The sequence below is a fragment of the Burkholderia sp. MSMB1072 genome, from assembly GCF_001524725.1.
Lineage (GTDB): Bacteria > Pseudomonadota > Gammaproteobacteria > Burkholderiales > Burkholderiaceae > Burkholderia.
In genome coordinates this window covers 1-16351 of sequence record NZ_LOYC01000038.1, presented here as the reverse complement: position 1 = coordinate 16351, position 16351 = coordinate 1, and the positions used below count along the sequence as shown (strand labels likewise).

Below are 16351 nucleotides of genomic sequence, written 5' to 3'. Positions count from 1 at the left end.
GCCGTCGCGCAAAGGCGGCGGCTCGCGCACGAGGGGGATCTCATGCGTGTCGCAGGAACGCGTCCGCGATCGCGCGGCGATTGAGTTTGAGGTTGCGCGTGCGCAATCCGCTTTCGACGTCGAATGCGCGGTCGGTGAAAATCACCTTCACCAGTTGCCGTTGTGCAGGCAGCGTGCCGTTGACCGCACGGACGAGTTCGCGCAGCGCGTCGGTGACTTCGGGATCGTCCGGCCGGCGCGTCGCGATGACGACGCCGAGCCCCGCTTGCGGGCCCGCCATCACGACGGCCACGTCGACACGCGGATCGCGATACAGCAGCGCCTCGATCGGCTCGGGATGGAATTTCTCGCCGTTGCTCGTGATGATCGCGTCCTTCTTGCGCCCGACGACGTGCAGAAAGCCGTCTTGGTCGAATTCGGCAATGTCGCCCGTCGCTACCGCATTCGGCGCGATGAATGTCGCGCGACTATCCTCTTCCGGCGCATCGAAGTAGCCGAGCGACAGCAGTGCGTTCCGTGTGACGACGACTTCGCCGTCCTCCAGCAACGAGACGCTGCCCGGCTCTGCCGGCTGGCCGACCGTACCGACGCGTACCCGTCCGGGCTTGTTCCACGCAACCATGCCTGCCTCGGTAATCCCGAATGCCTCATACAGCTCGATCCCGCAATCCCAGAAGAAATCGAGCGCCGCGCGCTTGATCGGCGCCATCCCGGTAACCATGTAACGGATGTTGCCGCCGGTCAGTGCGCTCAGTCGCTCGGCGAGCGTCGACGGGTCGCCGCCCGGTCCGGCAGCCGCTCGCGCCAGCGTATGCAGCGTCTCGTACAGCACCGGCGGCGCGATCACGAACGTCGGACGGTGTCGCTTGAGACCCGGAAAGAGTCCGTGGAACGGTACCGACACGAGGTCGATCCCGTGATACAGACAGAAGTAGTACGTCATCCGTTGCTGGTAGTTCGCGAACGGCAAGAACGTCAGGAACCGCTCGCCCGGCGCGACGCCGAATGCGTCGCCATACAGATCGAGCAAGTGCGAGGTGCCGCTGCGGCTCATCACGAGCCCTTTGGTCCGGCCTGTCGTGCCCGAACTGAACACCAGGGAATGGGTATCGGGTACATGCTCCACCCGCACCGGCTCGATACGCGCGTGCGAATCGCCGCGGCTGGCGGGATCGATATCCACGACGCGCCCGGCAATCGCGCCGGCGGTATCGGGCCATCGTGCGTCCACGGCCAGCACGCTCAGCTGGTAGCGCTCGATCAACGCGTCGCACGTGTCGAGCAGGCCATCGTTCGGAAAAGCGACCGATACGCAGCCGAGCTCGATGCACGCCAGATCCCACACCATCCACGGATAACCGTTCGGCGCGGCGATGCCGACGCGCGCTCCGGGTACGAGGCCGATTGCCTTGCCGCGCTCGACCGTGGCGAGCACGTCTTCGAACAGTTCGTGGAAGGTCCGGACGGTTTCGGCGCCCTTGTCGTCGACAAAGGTCAGGGTATGGCTGCTGTCGCGCAAGCGCGCGACGAGATCGTCGAAGGTCATCATCGGCGTTGTCCCGTCACGCGTGCGCGACGCCCTCCGCGGACGCGTAGTACTTTTGCGCGGCACTTTCATACATGTTCCAGAACAGCTTGCACGTGTGGCGCACCGCGAACAGCGCTTCCTGCTGCATCTCCACGGTCGTGCACAGATCGGTCACGAGCGAGATGCCTTCGGCGACGTGCGCGACGTCCTCTTTCTGGTGAACGGAGAAGAATCGCGTGTCCTCCTCGGTGAGCCCGTAGCACTTCGCCAGAATCGAGTGGCGCGCGTCGCCCGCACGGGTTTCCAGGCTCTGCCCTTCGCTCGCGATCATCACCGCGGCGGCGCCGATATGGTAGGTACCCTCGCCCTTGCAGTTCTCGAGGCGATAGTCGATCAGTTCGCGCGTGGCCTCGGACGGCGTCCATGCATCGCGCTCCTCGTCGCCGATGTTTTGCGCACGAATAAAGTCCTCCATGAGCTCGACATGGTTCTTCGTTTTCGAGAAGCGCCCGGTTTCCTCTTCGAACAGGTTGTACAGCAGCCGGCGCTTGTGGTCGGGAAACGGGCAGCGGAAATACAGATTCTCGATGTACTCGAGAAAGTACCGGGTGATCTGGTATCCCTCGAGCGTGATGATCTTCAGCAAGCGCCAGTTTTTCTGAGGCGTGAACAACTCCGCGAAGATCGGGTGATCGAGTGTGAGCTGCTCGTCCAGCGTTTCGCGCAGCGCGCGGGAAAACGTCGCTTTGTCCATCAGCACGGCTTCTTTGGTGAGGGTCATGATCGTTCCCTGTCGGTGAGGTAACCGGCAATGTAATGGCGGCTTTCAAGACTGAAACCTGTCCGTTCGGGCGACTGTTTCCACGGCCGCGCCAACCCTGTACGTCAGTGCAGGTAGGCAGTGCGGTGGCTGGACGCTATAAAGCGGAACCCCTACGGCACTTGGAGAATCCGATGGACGACCACGCGAACGTGTTCGCTACGCTTACCGAACTGATTCCGCAGATTGCTGCGCTCGATATTGCGCCGGACATGCTGACGCGGAAAACGTCGCTGACGTCGGATCTGATGCTCGATTCGATCTCGCTGCTGTCGCTGATGGCGCTGACCGAGGATCGGCTCGGCATCAGCTTTGCATCGCACACCGAACAGGTCGCGAACCTCGAAACCATCGGCGATGCGGTCGATCTGGTGGAAATGCTGTTGTCCGTGAAAGCGTAACGAGATGACGACGAACGATCATCCGCTCGACACATGCAGGGTGTCGGCAGCCGGCGGCTACGACCGTGTCTGTCTGCTGGATGCAGGCGATCTCGACGCGCTGCGCGCAGCGGCCGATGCCGGCGATGCGGCATCGGCCGGCGTAGCGAATGCGGAGCCCGACGCGCATACGCGCATCGCTCGACTCCGCGACGCATTGAACGCGCCCGGTTCCGGGCGGCTCGCCGTCGTCGTCGACGATCCCGAGATGCGTCGCACGCGCGCATTCGCGTCCTTGCCTCGCATCCTGTCGGCCGCGCTCGACGTTGCTTTCGCATCCGTTGCGAACGCATGCATCGTCGTGCTCGGCGACCCGCTCGCGGACGGCACGAAGTCCATTGGCGAAGGCAATACGCTCTCGCCGGCGTCGCTCGACACGCTCGCCGATGCGGTCGCCGAAACCGTGTTCGAGGTACGCCGCCGCGCCGACACGTACTTCGAGCAAGAGCCGCTGGCGTTGCCTGCCGAAACTGCCGGCACGGCCTGCCTGCTGACGGCTGAAGCGGTGCTGGCCTGGCTTGCGACGGAAGCGTCGCCCGGGCTTCACGTGGTGCGTGGCGATCGGCGCATTGCGTGGCGCGAACTCGCTGAATGCGTCGCGCGATGGGCGCTCATTCCGACGCGAAGCAATGCTGATCAGGCCGGCTCCGACGCCGTTCTCGCGCTACTCGAAACGAACCTGAAGCATGCCGAGCACATGCTCGGATACGCGGATGGCTCGTACGTGCCCCTGACCGACATCTCTTCTCACCGACTGCACTGCGACGGCTTCGACTGGCGAGCCCGGATCGCTTCACGCGTCGCCGCTCACGCGGCCCGGCACGAGCGGCGCGACGCTCCCCGCTTGGTCGACCTGCCGTCGGCGCGCCGGATCACGACCGGCAGCGGGCATGGATATCTCGCTGCCGGGCGCGGCCCGCGGGCCATGTTGCTCATCAACGCATTCGGCATTCCGCATGACGTGTGGCACGACTTCGCGGCCGGATTGGCGCCGGATTTTTCGCTCTATGTGGCGGACGATGCAAACGATGCGCCAGGCGATGCAGGGCTGACGCGCGCCTACTATTCGAGCCCCGACGCGCCGAACCGCTACGCGCGAAGCGTGGCTGAATTGCTCGACGTCGAGGGAATCGACGCGATTCACGTCGCGAGCTGGTGCGGAGGCGCCCGATACGCGCTGGCGCTGGCTCGCTCACTTCCCCGCCGCATCGCGTCGATGAGCCTGATCGCCCCGTCGTTTGCCGGCGCGCAGGACTACGACGGCGCCGACAGCGCCTACGAGAACAATCTCAATACGATGTGCTCGCTCGTCGCGCGCATGCCGAAGGCCGCGGACAGCATGGCCAAATCGATGATCGGACTTCTGGAGAAGCGGGCACGAAGCGACGTACGCGAAGGCGGCCACGCATCGATGTTCGCGCTACCCGATTCGGCAACCCGTCACTGGCTGCACGCGCCGTTCGTGTCGGCGGCGAACATGATCGAATACAGCCAGCAATTGCTGAATTTTCGCGCCCATCGGATCGAAGCCGAACGCGACGGATCGATCGCCGGCATCCCTGCGCTGCTCGTGACCGGGGAATACGACGAAATGACATGCGCGATACGTGCGCGAGCCATTACGTCGGCCCAGCTTCGTCCGATCCGGGTCGAGCTCCAGGCCGGCAGTCATCACATGGTTCACCAGAATGCGGTGCTGCTGGCGCAACTCGTCGGCACGTTCGTCCGCGATCGGGCGCTGACGCCCGACGCACTGCCGCATCCGAGACTGCGAGTCCTCCCGGCGGCCGACCGTAGCGAGATGGAGATGGAGTCGGGCGAACTATGACGCACGAGCCTTCCGATGCCCGTTCGGACAGTTACAGCCTCGGGGCATCGATCACTAAAGTCGCACTGTGAAGCAAGCCGGATCACACGCGGCCGATCGCGTCGCGCCACGCGCGAACGACGCACAAGCCAACGCCAACCCGCTGGTCGGAGATTTCGAATGTACGCAAACAGCCTTGTCGAACTGATCGGCGATACGCCGCTGCTGTATCTGAAAAGCCTGTCGAACGAACACAGGCGAATCCGCGTGTATGGAAAGCTCGAATGCTACAACCCCGGCAACAGCGTCAAGGACCGGAGCGCGCTTCAGTTGCTCCGCCAGGCCGAGCGCAACCATGGCCTCAAGCCGGGCTGGTCGATCGTCGAATCGACGTCGGGCAACATGGGGCACGCACTCGCGATGCTGTGCGCCACGCGCGGCTATCGCTTCATTTGCGTGCTCGATCCGAAGACACCGAAGACAAATGCCAATCTCGTGCGGGCATTCGGCGGCGAAGTCGAGATGGTCGAACACCCCGACGAGACGGGCAGCTATCAGCGCAAGCGCATTGCGGTCGCGAAAGCGATCGCCGCAAGCGTGCCGAATTGCGTGAACCTCGATCAATACAACAATCCGGCCGCGATCGACGCCCACTATTACTCCACCGGGCCCGAAATCGTCTCCCAGCTCGCCGATCGTCTCGACGCCGTGATCGTGTCCGCCAGCACAGGCAGCCATCTGAGCGGAATCGCACGCTATGTGAAGGAGCGCGATCCGGCCACCCGCGTGATCGGTGTCGAGCCCGACGGCTCGGTCGTATTCGGCGGCACATACCGGCCACATCTGCAGAATGGCGCGGGGCTCAGTTTTCAGCCCGGAAACATCCTGATTCATCTCGTCGACGAAACGATGCGCATCGTCGATCGCGATGCATTCGCCGGCTGCCGTCGTCTCGCGCTCGACGAAGGGTTGCTGCTCGGCGGTTCGTCCGGCGCCATCGCGCAGGCCGCACGCCGCTACGTCGCCACCTTGCAAGGCCCGGCCAACATCGTTCTCGTGCTGCCCGACAGCGGCACCAAGTATCTCGACACGATCTACGACGATCAGTGGCTGGTCGATCATGGCCTCCAGGCCGTGCTCGACGACCTGTGCACCTCCCCGACCCCGCCACGCGCCGAAAGCGCCGTGGCCCTCGAAACCACGTGATCCAGGGACACCCATGAACGACTCCATCCGTACCTTGCTTGCCGACGGCGCACAGTATCCAATCGCGTTGCCGAAGGCCAACGTCACGCACGTCACCTATCGCTGGACGAACGGCGTCGACGACGCGTTGGGCGCGCAGATCGTCGAACTGATGCGGCGCACGAGCGAAAGCGCGCCGATCATCGGCTTCGCCGAAACGATCACGGACGCGGAAGCGAGCCGCTATCTCGAGGAACTGCGCTCGAATCTCGCCGGGGAAAAGGTTCGCCTGCTGACGATCTTCGCGAACACCGGGCAATTGATCGGCCTGTGCACGTTGCGCCGCAACCTGAACCCCAACAATCGCCATATCACCGATCTCGCGAAAGGCATGATCCACGACGCCTGTCGCGGCGGCAGCGTGCTGCCTGCCGCGTTCGTCGAGATCGCGCTGCAATGCGATCGGGACAACGTCGAACTGTTGACGCTCGACGTGCGAGACGGCACGCCCGCTCACCGCGTATGGGAACACTACGGTTTTCAGACGTGGGGCACGTTGCCGGACTACGCCCGCGCGAACGGAAAGATACATGCCGGCCACTTCATGATGCAGCGCGTGGCGGATCTCAAGGAACGTGCGCTCGGCATGCTGATGGGTCGCGACGCCGGCCGCACCGCCCCCGTCGAAGCATCGGTATGAGCCGCGCCATCTACGACGGACCGATCATCGACTCGCACTGCCACATCGCGTCGACGCGCTTCATCCCCACTGCGTTCCTGGAGGGATTCTGCGCCAACGTTCATGTCCGCCTCGTCGCCAATGGCGTACGGAAATCGCGATCGGAACTGCTCGATACCTACCTCGCGCAAAGCCAGGACCACTTCGGCGATGCACTGGTGGCCGACATGACGTCGGCCGGCATCGAACAGGCCGTGGTATTGCTGCCCGATTTCACGTACGTGATGAAAAGCGATCTCACGATCGCCGAGATGTATGCCGAGCATCACGCGATTCTGCAGCGTCACGGCGAGCGCTTTCACGTCTTCGGCGGCATGGATCCGCGCTGGGGCGCCGATGGTGTCGCGTTGTTCGAGAAAGGCGTCGTCGAGTACGGCTTCTCCGGATTGAAACTCTATCCGCCGTGCGGTTACAGCCCGAGCGACAAGCGCCTGTACCCGCTGTACGAAATCTGTCGCGCCCACCGGTTGCCGGTTCTGCTGCACGTGGGGCCGACCAGCCCGGCGCTCGAGTTCGCGTACTCGCACCCCGATCTGCTCGACCGCGCGGCATTCGATTTTCCCGACGTGAACTTCATCCTCGCGCACGGCGCCGTGCATCACGTCGACGCTTGCGCGAGACAGTGCGCGTACCGGCCCAACGTGTATCTCGACGTCAGCGCGTTTCTCGGCTCCCAGCATCCGCAGGGGTGGTCGGTCGCGCTCGCGGAGCTGTTCCGCATGAACATCAATCACAAGATACTGTTCGGCACCGACTGGCCAGTCTTTCGCAACTCGGGCGGCCACCGCAAGGTCATGGAGCAGTTCCTCTCCGCCGATGGCCCGCTCGCCGCGGTCGCGCCGCTGCAACGCAAGTGGTTGATGTCGGGCAATACGCGCGCGCTGCTGCCGGCATCGCGCACGATCGATGCGATCGCGTGATTCCGGCCGTCGCGTGCGACGGCCGTCCCGCACGCACTGCGGGCTCGCGGCTGCCTCGATGATCGGCGCCCTGCTCGTCTGGACCGCATGGCCGGGGCACCGGGCCGACGCGATGGCGGAAACCGCCGACGCGGCGGACCGCTGGCGCGCCGACGAACGGGCGCAGCTCGAATCGATGCGCCTGCCCGCGAACGTCGTCAAAGTCGACCCGTCGAATCGCGTGGCCGCGTCCACAGCGGCGGCTCAGCTCGGCAAGCGTCTGTTCTCCGATCCGCGGTTCAGCCGAAACGGCGCGATCGCCTGCGCGAGCTGCCACACGCCCGATCGCCAGTTCGAAGACGGACGACCGCTGGCGATTGGCCTGAGCATCGGCGTGCGCCGCACGATGCCCGTCGTCGGCACGAGCGATGCGCCGTGGCTGTTCTGGGACGGCCGCAAGGATAGTGTGTGGTCGCAGGCGATCGGGCCGATCGAGGATCACAACGAACACGGCGGCACCCGGCTGCGCGCCGCCCATGTGCTTGCCGAGCACTACCGCGATGCTTACGAGCCGCTGTTCGGACCGCTGCCCGACCTGAGCGCGCTGCCCCGTGACGGGAGCCCGCTCGGCACGGACGCGGAGAAGGCTGTCTGGCAGGGGCTCGACGAACGCACCCGCGCCGACGTGTCGCGCGTGTTCGCGAATCTCGGCAAGGCGATCGCGGCGTACGAAGCGACGCTGCAATACGGGCCTTCGCGCTTCGATACCTATGTCGACGGCGTCCGGACCGGCGACCCGGTCAAGCTCGCCGCGCTGACGCCGACCGAAAAAGCGGGGCTTCACCTGTTCGTGAGCAAAGGGCAATGCGTGACGTGCCACACCGGGCCCATGCTGAGCGACCGGCAGTTCCACAACATCGGCGTACCGCCGCGCAGCGGGACGGCTGCCGATCCCGGCCGCGCGGCGGCGGTCGCCAAGGTGTTGCACGACGAATTCAACTGCATGGGACCGTTCAGCGACGCGAAGCCCGAACAGTGCGAGGAGTTGCAATTCATCTCGACCGACGACCCGCAAATGCTCGGTGCGTTCAAGACGCCGAGCCTGCGCAACGTAGCGCTGCGGCCGCCGTACATGCACGCGGGGCAATTCGCGTCGCTGGACGCCGTGATGCGCCACTACGCGGACGCGCCCGCGGCCGCGATCGGGCATAGCGAACTGAAGCGGATCGCGTTGTCGGACGAGGAGCAACGGCAGCTCGCCGCGCTGCTCGGTGCGTTTTCCGGCCCCGTCGTCGAGCGCTGAGCGTCCGCGCCGTCGTTCGTCAACGCGACGCGTCGCGAACGGCGACGCCCATCACCTTGACCTGGCCGCCGAACGGCAACGCAGCCGCCTGATAGACGGTTCGCGCAGGCCGGCGATCCGCGGGAAACAGGTCGGCATAAACACCGTTCACCTCCGCGAGCGCACCGATGTCGGAAAACGCGATGTCGACGAACACGAGATCCCGTGGGGTGAATCCCGCGGCTTCGATCGCACGGAACAGGTTCGCGAACGCGCGCCGCGCTTCTTCGGCCGGCGTACCGGGCACATAGCGGCCGTCGGCATCCAGCGAAAGCTGGCCGCTGAGATAGCAGGTGTCGTTCGCGACCACTGCGTGGCTAATCGGCGACGGCCACTGCGGCAATTCGTTGCCCGAGGTCACAAAGTGTTTCATGCGGTTCTTCTCCTTGACGCAGGTGACGCAGCCCGTCACGCGTAACGGATCGGCATCCGTTCCCGCGTTACAAATAGTGCTTGACGAGCAACTGAAAGAGATTCGACTGTGGCAGCGCGCCGTATTCGGTCCCAGACGCGCCCGCATTGATCTGCCATTGCAGCGCGACATCGGTTCTGGCGAAGCGATAACGCGCCTCGAGCCAGGTGAGCCGGCTGCGATCGGCGAGGTTCAACCTGACGAAACCGGAGAGATCCAGTCGCTGGATCCAGGCGTCCTGCCACCTGACCATCGCGAAGAGCCCGTCGCGGGTCGTGGGATCCTGCTGGGCGGCCGACAGCGTTCGATACGCGGCATAACCGGCCGGCGGGCCATTGCGCAGCGCCTGCCATCCCGCACGATCGAGCGCGGCGCCGTCCCGGTCATACTCCAGCGTGAAGGAAAGATTGCGCGACGTCGTGCAAGTCGCGCCGGTTGCGAGTTTCCAACGGAACGCGACATCGCTGTACGGCTGCCCAAGCGCACGCGCGAGCGTCGACGGCCCTCGGCCACCCGACCACTCGACGTATCCGACGCACGCGTTGTTGACGAGATGGACCAGGTTGACGCCGAATTGCGGCGAACTGCCGGGCTTCCCGTCATCGTAGATCACGATCTGCGGCGACAGATCCGAGATGACGCGCTGGCTGAACTGAAGCATCCAGCGCGTGCGCTGATTCGTTGCGCCGAAGTCCGGCGAGAACGATGCGTCGGTCGCGCGATCCGCAATCCGTGGGGCGATGAGCACGCTGACGGAACCGTCGGCCCACAATTGCTGGCCGCGCAGCATCACCGTACCGAGCCGGTTCTCGCGCAGGCTCGCGGGATCCACCGAGGTCACGGAACGGACCGCGTTGTCGCGGAAAAAGTCGGTGGGGTTGTAGCCGGTCGCGACGCCGAGCCGCACATTGACGCGGCCGGCCTGCAGCAACGTGCTGCCGCCGCCTACGCGGCCGTCCACATACAGTTCCTTCAGCGTGTTGATCGCGCCCGAGTCGCCATCGAAGCGCCACGGACCGTTCAGGTCGAGCCGGTCTGCAAGACTGATGCCCCAGCCGTTCGAGAATGCATGACGCGCAGTGAGGTCGAGCGACAGGCGCGTGGCCGTCCGCGTCCCGCCCGGGCGCAAGGTGGCGAAACGCAGGCCCGGTTCCAGACTGAACTGGTACTTGCCGTCGTCGACCTTCTGCACCGGCGTCGCGTCGGCCAGCGCCAGCCCGGCCTCTTCCGCGTCGTTGGCATGGCATACGCCCGCCATGCTGGCCAACGCGATACAGGCGATGCCGATGCGCGTCATCATTCGGGCTGAAAACGCGCCATGAAATCGGACTGGAACCAGGCATCCGGAATCTCCCGCGCCACGTAGTCCGCATATCGCATCACGGTCACGAGATTCGGATTGAGCCCGTCGATGATCACGATCTCGGTGGGCCGCAACGCACCGAGCTGCTGTTGAAAGCGTCGATAGAATGCCGTCTTGAGAAGCTTGCCGCTCTCGCTGAAGAAACGTGCCTTCACGGGGCGCGAGTCCGTCGTGTCGATCCACATTTCGATCGAGTGATACGTCATGTCGGATACGCTCTGGACCAGCTTCAACCGGTAGGCACGGCGCATCTGGCGCTCGCCGTCCTGCACGTCCTCTTCCGCCTCGACCTGGGCACGATACCCCTGGGCGAAATTGACGGTGACCACATCGCCGTTCGACGCCTGCCCGAGCAGCCGTTGCTGCGGCGAAATGCGGATCGTCGCCTTGCTCGCCGGATCGAAGAACCACAGATCGTTGCCGCTCTTGAGCATCAGCTTGTTCGCATCGCGTGCCGGCGCGGCGAATCGAATCAGGCTGCGAAACTGACCGCTCGTCGGGTTGATCCGCGAATAAGCGGTCAGTGCGTTCGAATCCGTTTGCTTGCCATCGGTGTATTGGGTCAGCGTGACGTTCAGCGTAAACGGTTCGCTCGGGTTGCGAACGGCGTCGCTCGCGGCGAGGATGCGTTGCGGATCGGGCGCGGCGTGTGCGGTACAGCAGGCGAGTGCGAGGATCGCGGCGGCGCACAGGCGCGCCATCGAATGCGTCTGCATCGGAATCTCCGGGGCAAATACGGAATGACAGGGACGAGTTCGGCTCCCACCCGAAAACGGGTGGAGAACCGGCAAGTTTGGGGAGAAACGGGGCGACGCTGCGGGTGCAGCTCAGTAGCCCGGATACTGCATCTGCAGTGCGACCCATGCGGCCGTGCGCTTGCCGAACTCGGACGAAATCGCATTCAGCGATGCGTCGAGCGCATGCAACGGATAGCGCGTGATCGGCGGGGACAACATCCGCGCCGGCGCGTCGACGCCGGCCACGCGGTCGGGAACGATCGTCAACCCGCGGCGGGTGCGCACGGGTTCGCGGTTCGCGGCCACCGTGTAGGCGGTCGAGCGGAACGTCGTGGAGTAGGCGTCGGCCTCGAGCACGAGCGCGATTTCGTCGACACCCGGCGCGATCGGGATACCGAAATCCTCGTGCGACCAGAACGACACATAGTTGGTTGCAATCGTCGCCATCGCCGGCAAACCGAGGCTGAAGCGGTCGCTCGCGATCTCGGACGACCATGCAGGGCGTCCGAGCCGCTCGCCGACCTGCAGCGCACGTTCGCGCCCGGCGAGCGCCTCGACGAGCGCAAGCGATACCGGAATCGTCGCCGTGACGCCGGTCGTCGTGACGACCTTGCCATCGGCAACGTAACGCTTGCCGTCGACCCAGCGCGTATCGGCAAACTTCTTGCGGAGATCGTTCATCGAATACCAGTGCCCCGTTGCACGGCGACCTTCCAGCAACCCCGCACGGGCGACCACCCAGACGCCATCGCACACGCCGATGATCGTCGCACCCTTCTTCGCCTGCTCGGTCACCCATGCCAGCAGCGCCGGATCGCTGTCGCGATGCACGGCCGGCACGATCACATAGTCGGCCCCTTCGGGCACGCGCTGATCGAACTGGGCGGTGGTTTCGTCCGGAATGACGTTCATCGGCGCGGGAAACATCCGGATGGGGCCCGGTTTCGTCGCAAGCGCGACGAGATCCGCCGCGCCCGATTCGGCCACGATGCCATAGGGAACGACGTAATCGGTCAGCTCGGTATAGTAGTTTTCGCCAACGACGGCGACGATCGGGCGCGTGCGCCCGAAGCGCGGCTGATAGGCGGGCAGCCGGTCCGCGCGTGCCGCCGCGGGCGCCGCGGCGGCCGGCGCCGACGCTTCGCTCGCCGGCCCCGCATGGGCAAGGTTCGCGATACCCGATGCGAACGGCGCGAGCAGCAACAGCATCCAGTACAGCATGACTTTTCGCATTGAAGCCTCTCCGTGTATGGAACTCATCCAGTAATCAGGCATGGCGCCCGTGTCGACCGTCATGACGCCACCGCCGGCGGCAGCACGACGTTGAACGTCACGTCGTCGTCGCGCTGCGCGTCCCGGACCTTCAGCGTGATCGTCCACCAGCCGGGCATGCTGAACTTCATCCCTTGCAGCCGATACGTCCCGTTTCCATTGCCGTCGACCACGCGAGGGCGCGTCGGCAGACCGTGCCCGTGCTGAGGCATCCCGCCGCAGACATCGATGCGCGCACCGCGCACCGGCTCCCCCGACGCACGCTTCACGGTAACGGTCCACGTGTGGATCCGGTTCAGCGGCGGCGGTGTCGTCGGCGGTTCGAGCGTCACGACGTAAGCGCCCGACGCCGTCGTTCGCGTCAGCGACAGATCCAGACCCGCGGGCGCCGGCTGCTCGGCCGGTGCGCCACATGCGCCGAGCATGACGATGCAACTCCCGGCGAAGGCTAACATGACAATCCGCCGACGAATGCATTTCATCGACATTTCATCGACGCCCGATCCGATCGTTCGATCACGCATAGCGAAGCGCATCGACGATCTCCATTCGCGACGCGCGGCGCGCGGGCAGCAACGCGGAAAGCATCGCCACGACGAGCAGGCCGATCGCGGTACCGACGATCAGGTCGTTCTCGCCCCACACACGAATGATCAGCGGCACCGGCGAGCGGCCCGGCGGCGTCCACGTCAGGCCGCTGACGTTGATGATGCCGGCGAGCAACGCCGCGCTGGCAACGCCGAGCACCGCGCCGATCACGCCGAGCAGCAACCCTTCGCACAGGAACAGGCGACGTACGCCCGCCCGGCGCAATCCCATTGCGCGCAGCGTACCGATTTCGACCGTGCGTTCGAACACCGCCGTACTCATTGTGTTGCCGACAGTGAACAACACGATCGCTGCGATCAGTAGCGCAACGAAACCGAACAGCGTCGCGAACATTGCAAGCGCTTGGCCATAGAACGGGTTCAGCACCGTGTAATCGACGACTTCCGTATCGGTACCCGCGAATTTCGTTTTCAGCAGCGTCTCGATCCTGGCCTTCGCGGCCGGCAAATCGGACGTATGGCGCAACTGGACGACGATCGCCGTCGCCTTCGGCCGCTCGGTGCCGTAGACGAGTCGTTGCGCTTGCGCGAGATGCAGGCCGACGTACATGTCGTCGTATTCCTTGATGCCTTGTCGCTCCGCCTTCACGACCTGCAGTTCCGCCACGTTCGGCGCACCGCGCGCGGTCGCCGCAAGCAGTTCGATCCGCCGGCCGCCCGTCCCGGCAGCCGGCGCCACGCGCGTACCCTCGGCAAGGGCCGCGATATCGCCCGGAAGCGGCGAAGCGGGCGTGGTGTCCGCGGACTTCCTGGGCGGGTTGCAGTCGGGTACCTTGAGCGGCCCGCACAGTTCGAGCACGCGCGCGAGGCCCGTCCCGATCACGGCTGCGTCGCCGGTCGTGCCGGTCAGCGCCATCGGCGGGATCGTCACGGGGAAGTGGTAGTCGTTCCAGGCGCGCATCCGGTTCTGGTCGTCGACGCGCACGCCGAGCGCGAGCGCGGTACGCGACAACCCCGCGTCGAAGTTGCCCGCGATACCCTGCAACTGCAGCGTGGGCGTCGCGACGAGCACCATCTTCGCCAGTTCCGGATCGGCCTTCACCGCATCGATGATCGCCTCGTAGTTGTCGATCCCGTACTCGGAAGGATTACCGCTGCCGAACTCGTAGAACCCCTTGCGTTCGATCTGCAGATGGCCGCCGTACTTCACGTAATCGGTTTGCAGGCCATACGTGATGTTGCGCGTATAGCCGCCGAACAGCAGCACCGCGTGCGCGCCGACGATCATCGCGAGCAAGGTCGTGATCGAGCGGCGACGGTTGCGCAGCAGATTGCGGAGCGCGAGCAAAAAGGTCTTCATGCGAACGCCTCCTGGTCGTCGGTGCGCGTCACGCCGGACACGATCCCGTCGGCAATGTGCACGACATCGTCGCCTGCCGCGATGACCTGCGGATCGTGCGACGAAATCACGAACGACACGCGCCGCTCCCGTTGCAACCGCCGCATCAGCGCGATGATCTGCTGGCCGGTCTTGCTGTCCAGATTGGCGGTCGGCTCGTCCGCCAGCACGAGGTTAGGCGACGCGACGAGTGCGCGCGCGATCGCGACGCGTTGCCGCTGCCCGCCCGACATCTGTCCCGGACGATGATGCGCTTTGTCCGCGAGGCCGACCGCATCGAGCATGTCCCGCACCCTCAGCGCGCGTTCGGACTCCGTCAATCGCGTGCCCGCGAGAAGCAGCGGATATTCGACGTTTTCGTGCGCCGTGAGCACCGGCAGCAGATTGAAGTTCTGGAAAACGAAACCGAGCCGTCGAGCACGAAAATCGGACAGCGCGTCGTCCGACAAACGACCGACCTCTTCGCCCGCCACGACGATGCGGCCGCGGTCGGGCCGGTCCACGCATCCGACGAGATTCAGCAACGTCGACTTCCCGCTGCCGGAAGCACCGGCAATGACGGTCAGTTTTCCGTCGCGAATGTCGAGCGTGACGTCGCGCAGCGCGGTCACGTTGACGGAACCCATCAGATACGACTTTTCAACGGCTTCGAGTATTACGGCGTTCATGGTTTCGATATACGAAGTTGGCAGGCCGCGACAGCACGGTGCAGGACGATCGCGCAGCGCAGAATACCAACTTGCGTGTAGGGAAAAACCTGTTCGTTGGGGCAGCATCCGGGCGCGCATCCGCTACCGGGATGGCATGTCGCGCCCCGCATTCGCGAACAATCACGGCCGGGACGGATCGTCAACCTGTACCGTCGGACGGCACCCGTCGCCGGCCCTTGCCATTACGCTGCACCGTCATCGGCGCGCCGCCCCGGACCGGATCGCGGCCGCGACGCGTCACGACTTCCGCTCTCAATCGGCATGCCCGTCAAAATAACGCCCTGGTTCATCCTGCATCGCCCGCGACCCGCGGCCACGCACCGGCTGTTCTGCTTCCCGTACGCCGGCGCCGGCTCGCTGCTCTATCGGCGCTGGGCGCTCGATCTGCCCGACTGGATCGAAGTCGTTGCGGTCGAACTGCCGGGACGCCAGACGCGCTTCTCGGAAGCGCCGCCCACATCGCTGGATGCGATGACGGATGCGTTGGCCACCGCCACGAACGGGCTCCTCGACAAGCCGTTCGGCATCTTCGGATACAGTTTCGGCAGTGTCGTCGGTATCGAATGGCTGAGGGAACTCGATCGACGACGGCTTCGCGGGCCCATTCACGCATTCTGCGCAGCGCACCGCGCGCCGCATGTTGCCCCTCGTCCGTTATCGATTCATCGGTTGTCGGAACCGGAGCTCATCGCCTGGCTGAAGACGATGGGCGGCACACCGGATGCGTTGCTGTCGGAGCCTGACTGGCTTCGGCATTTCCTGCGCGCGCTGCGAGCCGATCTGGCGCTGGCCGAAGGATATTGCGCCGATACGCCTTTCGCGTTGCGCTGCGGGCTGACCGTATTTGGCGGCTTGCACGATCCGCATGTCGATATCGACGCGTTGCGCGAATGGCGCCGCTACAGCGACGGGCCGTTCTCGCTTCATCGTTTCGACGGCGATCATTTCTTTATCCATGCCAGGGAGCGCGAACTCCAGGATCACGTTGTCGCGACGCTGGCCGCACACGCATAGTCCCGATACAGGGGCCCCGTCGCGCCCGCATGGCTTGCGAGGCCGTTTCCTCACAGCATCACGCGCTCGATCCCGCCATGGTTCGCCCGTGCGACATAATCGGCCATCCAGTTCTCGCCGAGCACCTGGCGCGCGA

The 16351-nt window shown here is 65.0% G+C and carries 17 protein-coding genes; 7 read left to right on the top strand and 10 right to left on the bottom strand.

The genetic code is table 11. The features are described 5' to 3' along the window. Positions 1 to 40: 40 nt before the first annotated feature. Positions 41 to 1549 carry an AMP-binding protein gene (locus WS89_RS20910; RefSeq protein WP_059793168.1) on the bottom strand — a complete coding sequence of 503 codons (1509 nt, stop codon included), beginning with the start codon at positions 1547 to 1549 and terminating at the stop codon, positions 41 to 43. A gap of 13 nt (positions 1550 to 1562) precedes the next feature. After that, positions 1563 to 2309, bottom strand: a complete 747-nt coding sequence (locus WS89_RS20905; RefSeq protein WP_034208799.1) for a TenA family transcriptional regulator — start codon at positions 2307 to 2309, stop codon at positions 1563 to 1565. 173 nt (positions 2310 to 2482) lie between these two features. On the opposite strand from WS89_RS20905, the gene WS89_RS20900 reads away from it, so the two are divergent. The 6 genes from WS89_RS20900 to WS89_RS20875 all read left to right on the top strand — a co-directional run bounded on the left by WS89_RS20900 (position 2483) and on the right by WS89_RS20875 (position 8721). Beyond that, positions 2483 to 2749 (top strand): acyl carrier protein, encoded by a 267-nt coding sequence (locus tag WS89_RS20900; RefSeq protein WP_059793166.1) that lies wholly within the window; start codon positions 2483 to 2485, stop codon positions 2747 to 2749. 340 nt (positions 2750 to 3089) lie between these two features. Further along, complete coding sequence (locus tag WS89_RS20895) at positions 3090 to 4616, top strand: alpha/beta hydrolase (protein ID WP_156440585.1); 1527 nt, start codon at positions 3090 to 3092, stop codon at positions 4614 to 4616. A 159-nt stretch (positions 4617 to 4775) separates the two neighbouring features. Beyond that, positions 4776 to 5801, top strand: coding sequence for a PLP-dependent cysteine synthase family protein (locus tag WS89_RS20890; protein ID WP_059793162.1), 1026 nt, complete (start codon positions 4776 to 4778; stop codon positions 5799 to 5801). 13 nt (positions 5802 to 5814) lie between these two features. Then, positions 5815 to 6480 carry a GNAT family N-acetyltransferase gene (locus tag WS89_RS20885; RefSeq protein ID WP_059793161.1) on the top strand — a complete coding sequence of 222 codons (666 nt, stop codon included), beginning with the start codon at positions 5815 to 5817 and terminating at the stop codon, positions 6478 to 6480. Further along, complete coding sequence (locus tag WS89_RS20880) at positions 6477 to 7439, top strand: amidohydrolase family protein (RefSeq protein ID WP_059793159.1); 963 nt, start codon at positions 6477 to 6479, stop codon at positions 7437 to 7439. The genes WS89_RS20885 and WS89_RS20880 overlap by 4 nt, the downstream gene beginning before the upstream one ends. Positions 7440 to 7497: 58 nt before the next feature. After that, positions 7498 to 8721, top strand: a complete 1224-nt coding sequence (locus tag WS89_RS20875; RefSeq protein ID WP_257128194.1) for a cytochrome-c peroxidase — start codon at positions 7498 to 7500, stop codon at positions 8719 to 8721. A gap of 19 nt (positions 8722 to 8740) precedes the next feature. Here the strand turns inward: WS89_RS20875 and WS89_RS20870 are convergent, their stop codons facing one another. From WS89_RS20870 to WS89_RS20840, 7 genes are all read right to left on the bottom strand, one after another. Beyond that, entirely contained in the window at positions 8741 to 9133 is a 393-nt protein-coding gene (locus tag WS89_RS20870) for a RidA family protein (protein WP_034209439.1), read from the bottom strand. 67 nt (positions 9134 to 9200) lie between these two features. Beyond that, positions 9201 to 10469, bottom strand: a complete 1269-nt coding sequence (locus WS89_RS20865; protein WP_059793185.1) for a hypothetical protein — start codon at positions 10467 to 10469, stop codon at positions 9201 to 9203. Beyond that, positions 10469 to 11251 (bottom strand): outer membrane lipoprotein-sorting protein, encoded by a 783-nt coding sequence (locus WS89_RS20860; RefSeq protein ID WP_034208804.1) that lies wholly within the window; start codon positions 11249 to 11251, stop codon positions 10469 to 10471. The genes WS89_RS20865 and WS89_RS20860 overlap by 1 nt, the downstream gene beginning before the upstream one ends. A gap of 111 nt (positions 11252 to 11362) precedes the next feature. After that, on the bottom strand, positions 11363 to 12505 hold the full coding sequence (locus WS89_RS20855) for a DJ-1/PfpI family protein (protein ID WP_059793155.1): 1143 nt from the start codon (positions 12503 to 12505) through the stop codon (positions 11363 to 11365). Between the two features lie 59 nt (positions 12506 to 12564). Next, entirely contained in the window at positions 12565 to 12999 is a 435-nt protein-coding gene (locus WS89_RS20850; protein WP_257128193.1) for a FixH family protein, read from the bottom strand. Between the two features lie 61 nt (positions 13000 to 13060). Then, positions 13061 to 14452: an ABC transporter permease gene (locus tag WS89_RS20845; protein WP_059793151.1), complete on the bottom strand. Its 1392-nt coding sequence runs from the start codon at positions 14450 to 14452 to the stop codon at positions 13061 to 13063. Beyond that, complete coding sequence (locus tag WS89_RS20840) at positions 14449 to 15159, bottom strand: ABC transporter ATP-binding protein (protein ID WP_034208808.1); 711 nt, start codon at positions 15157 to 15159, stop codon at positions 14449 to 14451. Before WS89_RS20840 ends, WS89_RS20845 begins: the two co-directional genes overlap by 4 nt. 303 nt (positions 15160 to 15462) lie before the next feature. Between WS89_RS20840 and WS89_RS20835 the strand changes: the two genes are divergently transcribed. Beyond that, positions 15463 to 16215 (top strand): thioesterase II family protein, encoded by a 753-nt coding sequence (locus tag WS89_RS20835; protein WP_059793149.1) that lies wholly within the window; start codon positions 15463 to 15465, stop codon positions 16213 to 16215. Positions 16216 to 16265: 50 nt separating this feature from the next. Here the strand turns inward: WS89_RS20835 and WS89_RS34935 are convergent. Then, positions 16266 to 16351, bottom strand: an 86-nt coding sequence (locus tag WS89_RS34935) for a DUF3400 domain-containing protein (RefSeq protein WP_124557562.1), incomplete at its 5' end; no start/stop codon positions are given.

Coding starts and splice junctions, on each gene's coding strand:
- WS89_RS20910 (WP_059793168.1), bottom strand. CDS start 1,549: ATGATGACCTTCGACGATCTCGTCGCGCGCTTGCGCGACAGCAGCCAT.
- WS89_RS20905 (WP_034208799.1), bottom strand. CDS start 2,309: ATGACCCTCACCAAAGAAGCCGTGCTGATGGACAAAGCGACGTTTTCC.
- WS89_RS20900 (WP_059793166.1), top strand. CDS start 2,483: ATGGACGACCACGCGAACGTGTTCGCTACGCTTACCGAACTGATTCCG.
- WS89_RS20890 (WP_059793162.1), top strand. CDS start 4,776: ATGTACGCAAACAGCCTTGTCGAACTGATCGGCGATACGCCGCTGCTG.
- WS89_RS20885 (WP_059793161.1), top strand. CDS start 5,815: ATGAACGACTCCATCCGTACCTTGCTTGCCGACGGCGCACAGTATCCA.
- WS89_RS20880 (WP_059793159.1), top strand. CDS start 6,477: ATGAGCCGCGCCATCTACGACGGACCGATCATCGACTCGCACTGCCAC.
- WS89_RS20875 (WP_257128194.1), top strand. CDS start 7,498: ATGATCGGCGCCCTGCTCGTCTGGACCGCATGGCCGGGGCACCGGGCC.
- WS89_RS20870 (WP_034209439.1), bottom strand. CDS start 9,133: ATGAAACACTTTGTGACCTCGGGCAACGAATTGCCGCAGTGGCCGTCG.
- WS89_RS20865 (WP_059793185.1), bottom strand. CDS start 10,469: ATGACGCGCATCGGCATCGCCTGTATCGCGTTGGCCAGCATGGCGGGC.
- WS89_RS20860 (WP_034208804.1), bottom strand. CDS start 11,251: ATGCAGACGCATTCGATGGCGCGCCTGTGCGCCGCCGCGATCCTCGCA.
- WS89_RS20855 (WP_059793155.1), bottom strand. CDS start 12,505: ATGCGAAAAGTCATGCTGTACTGGATGCTGTTGCTGCTCGCGCCGTTC.
- WS89_RS20850 (WP_257128193.1), bottom strand. CDS start 12,999: ATGTTAGCCTTCGCCGGGAGTTGCATCGTCATGCTCGGCGCATGTGGC.
- WS89_RS20845 (WP_059793151.1), bottom strand. CDS start 14,452: ATGAAGACCTTTTTGCTCGCGCTCCGCAATCTGCTGCGCAACCGTCGC.
- WS89_RS20840 (WP_034208808.1), bottom strand. CDS start 15,159: ATGAACGCCGTAATACTCGAAGCCGTTGAAAAGTCGTATCTGATGGGT.
- WS89_RS20835 (WP_059793149.1), top strand. CDS start 15,463: ATGCCCGTCAAAATAACGCCCTGGTTCATCCTGCATCGCCCGCGACCC.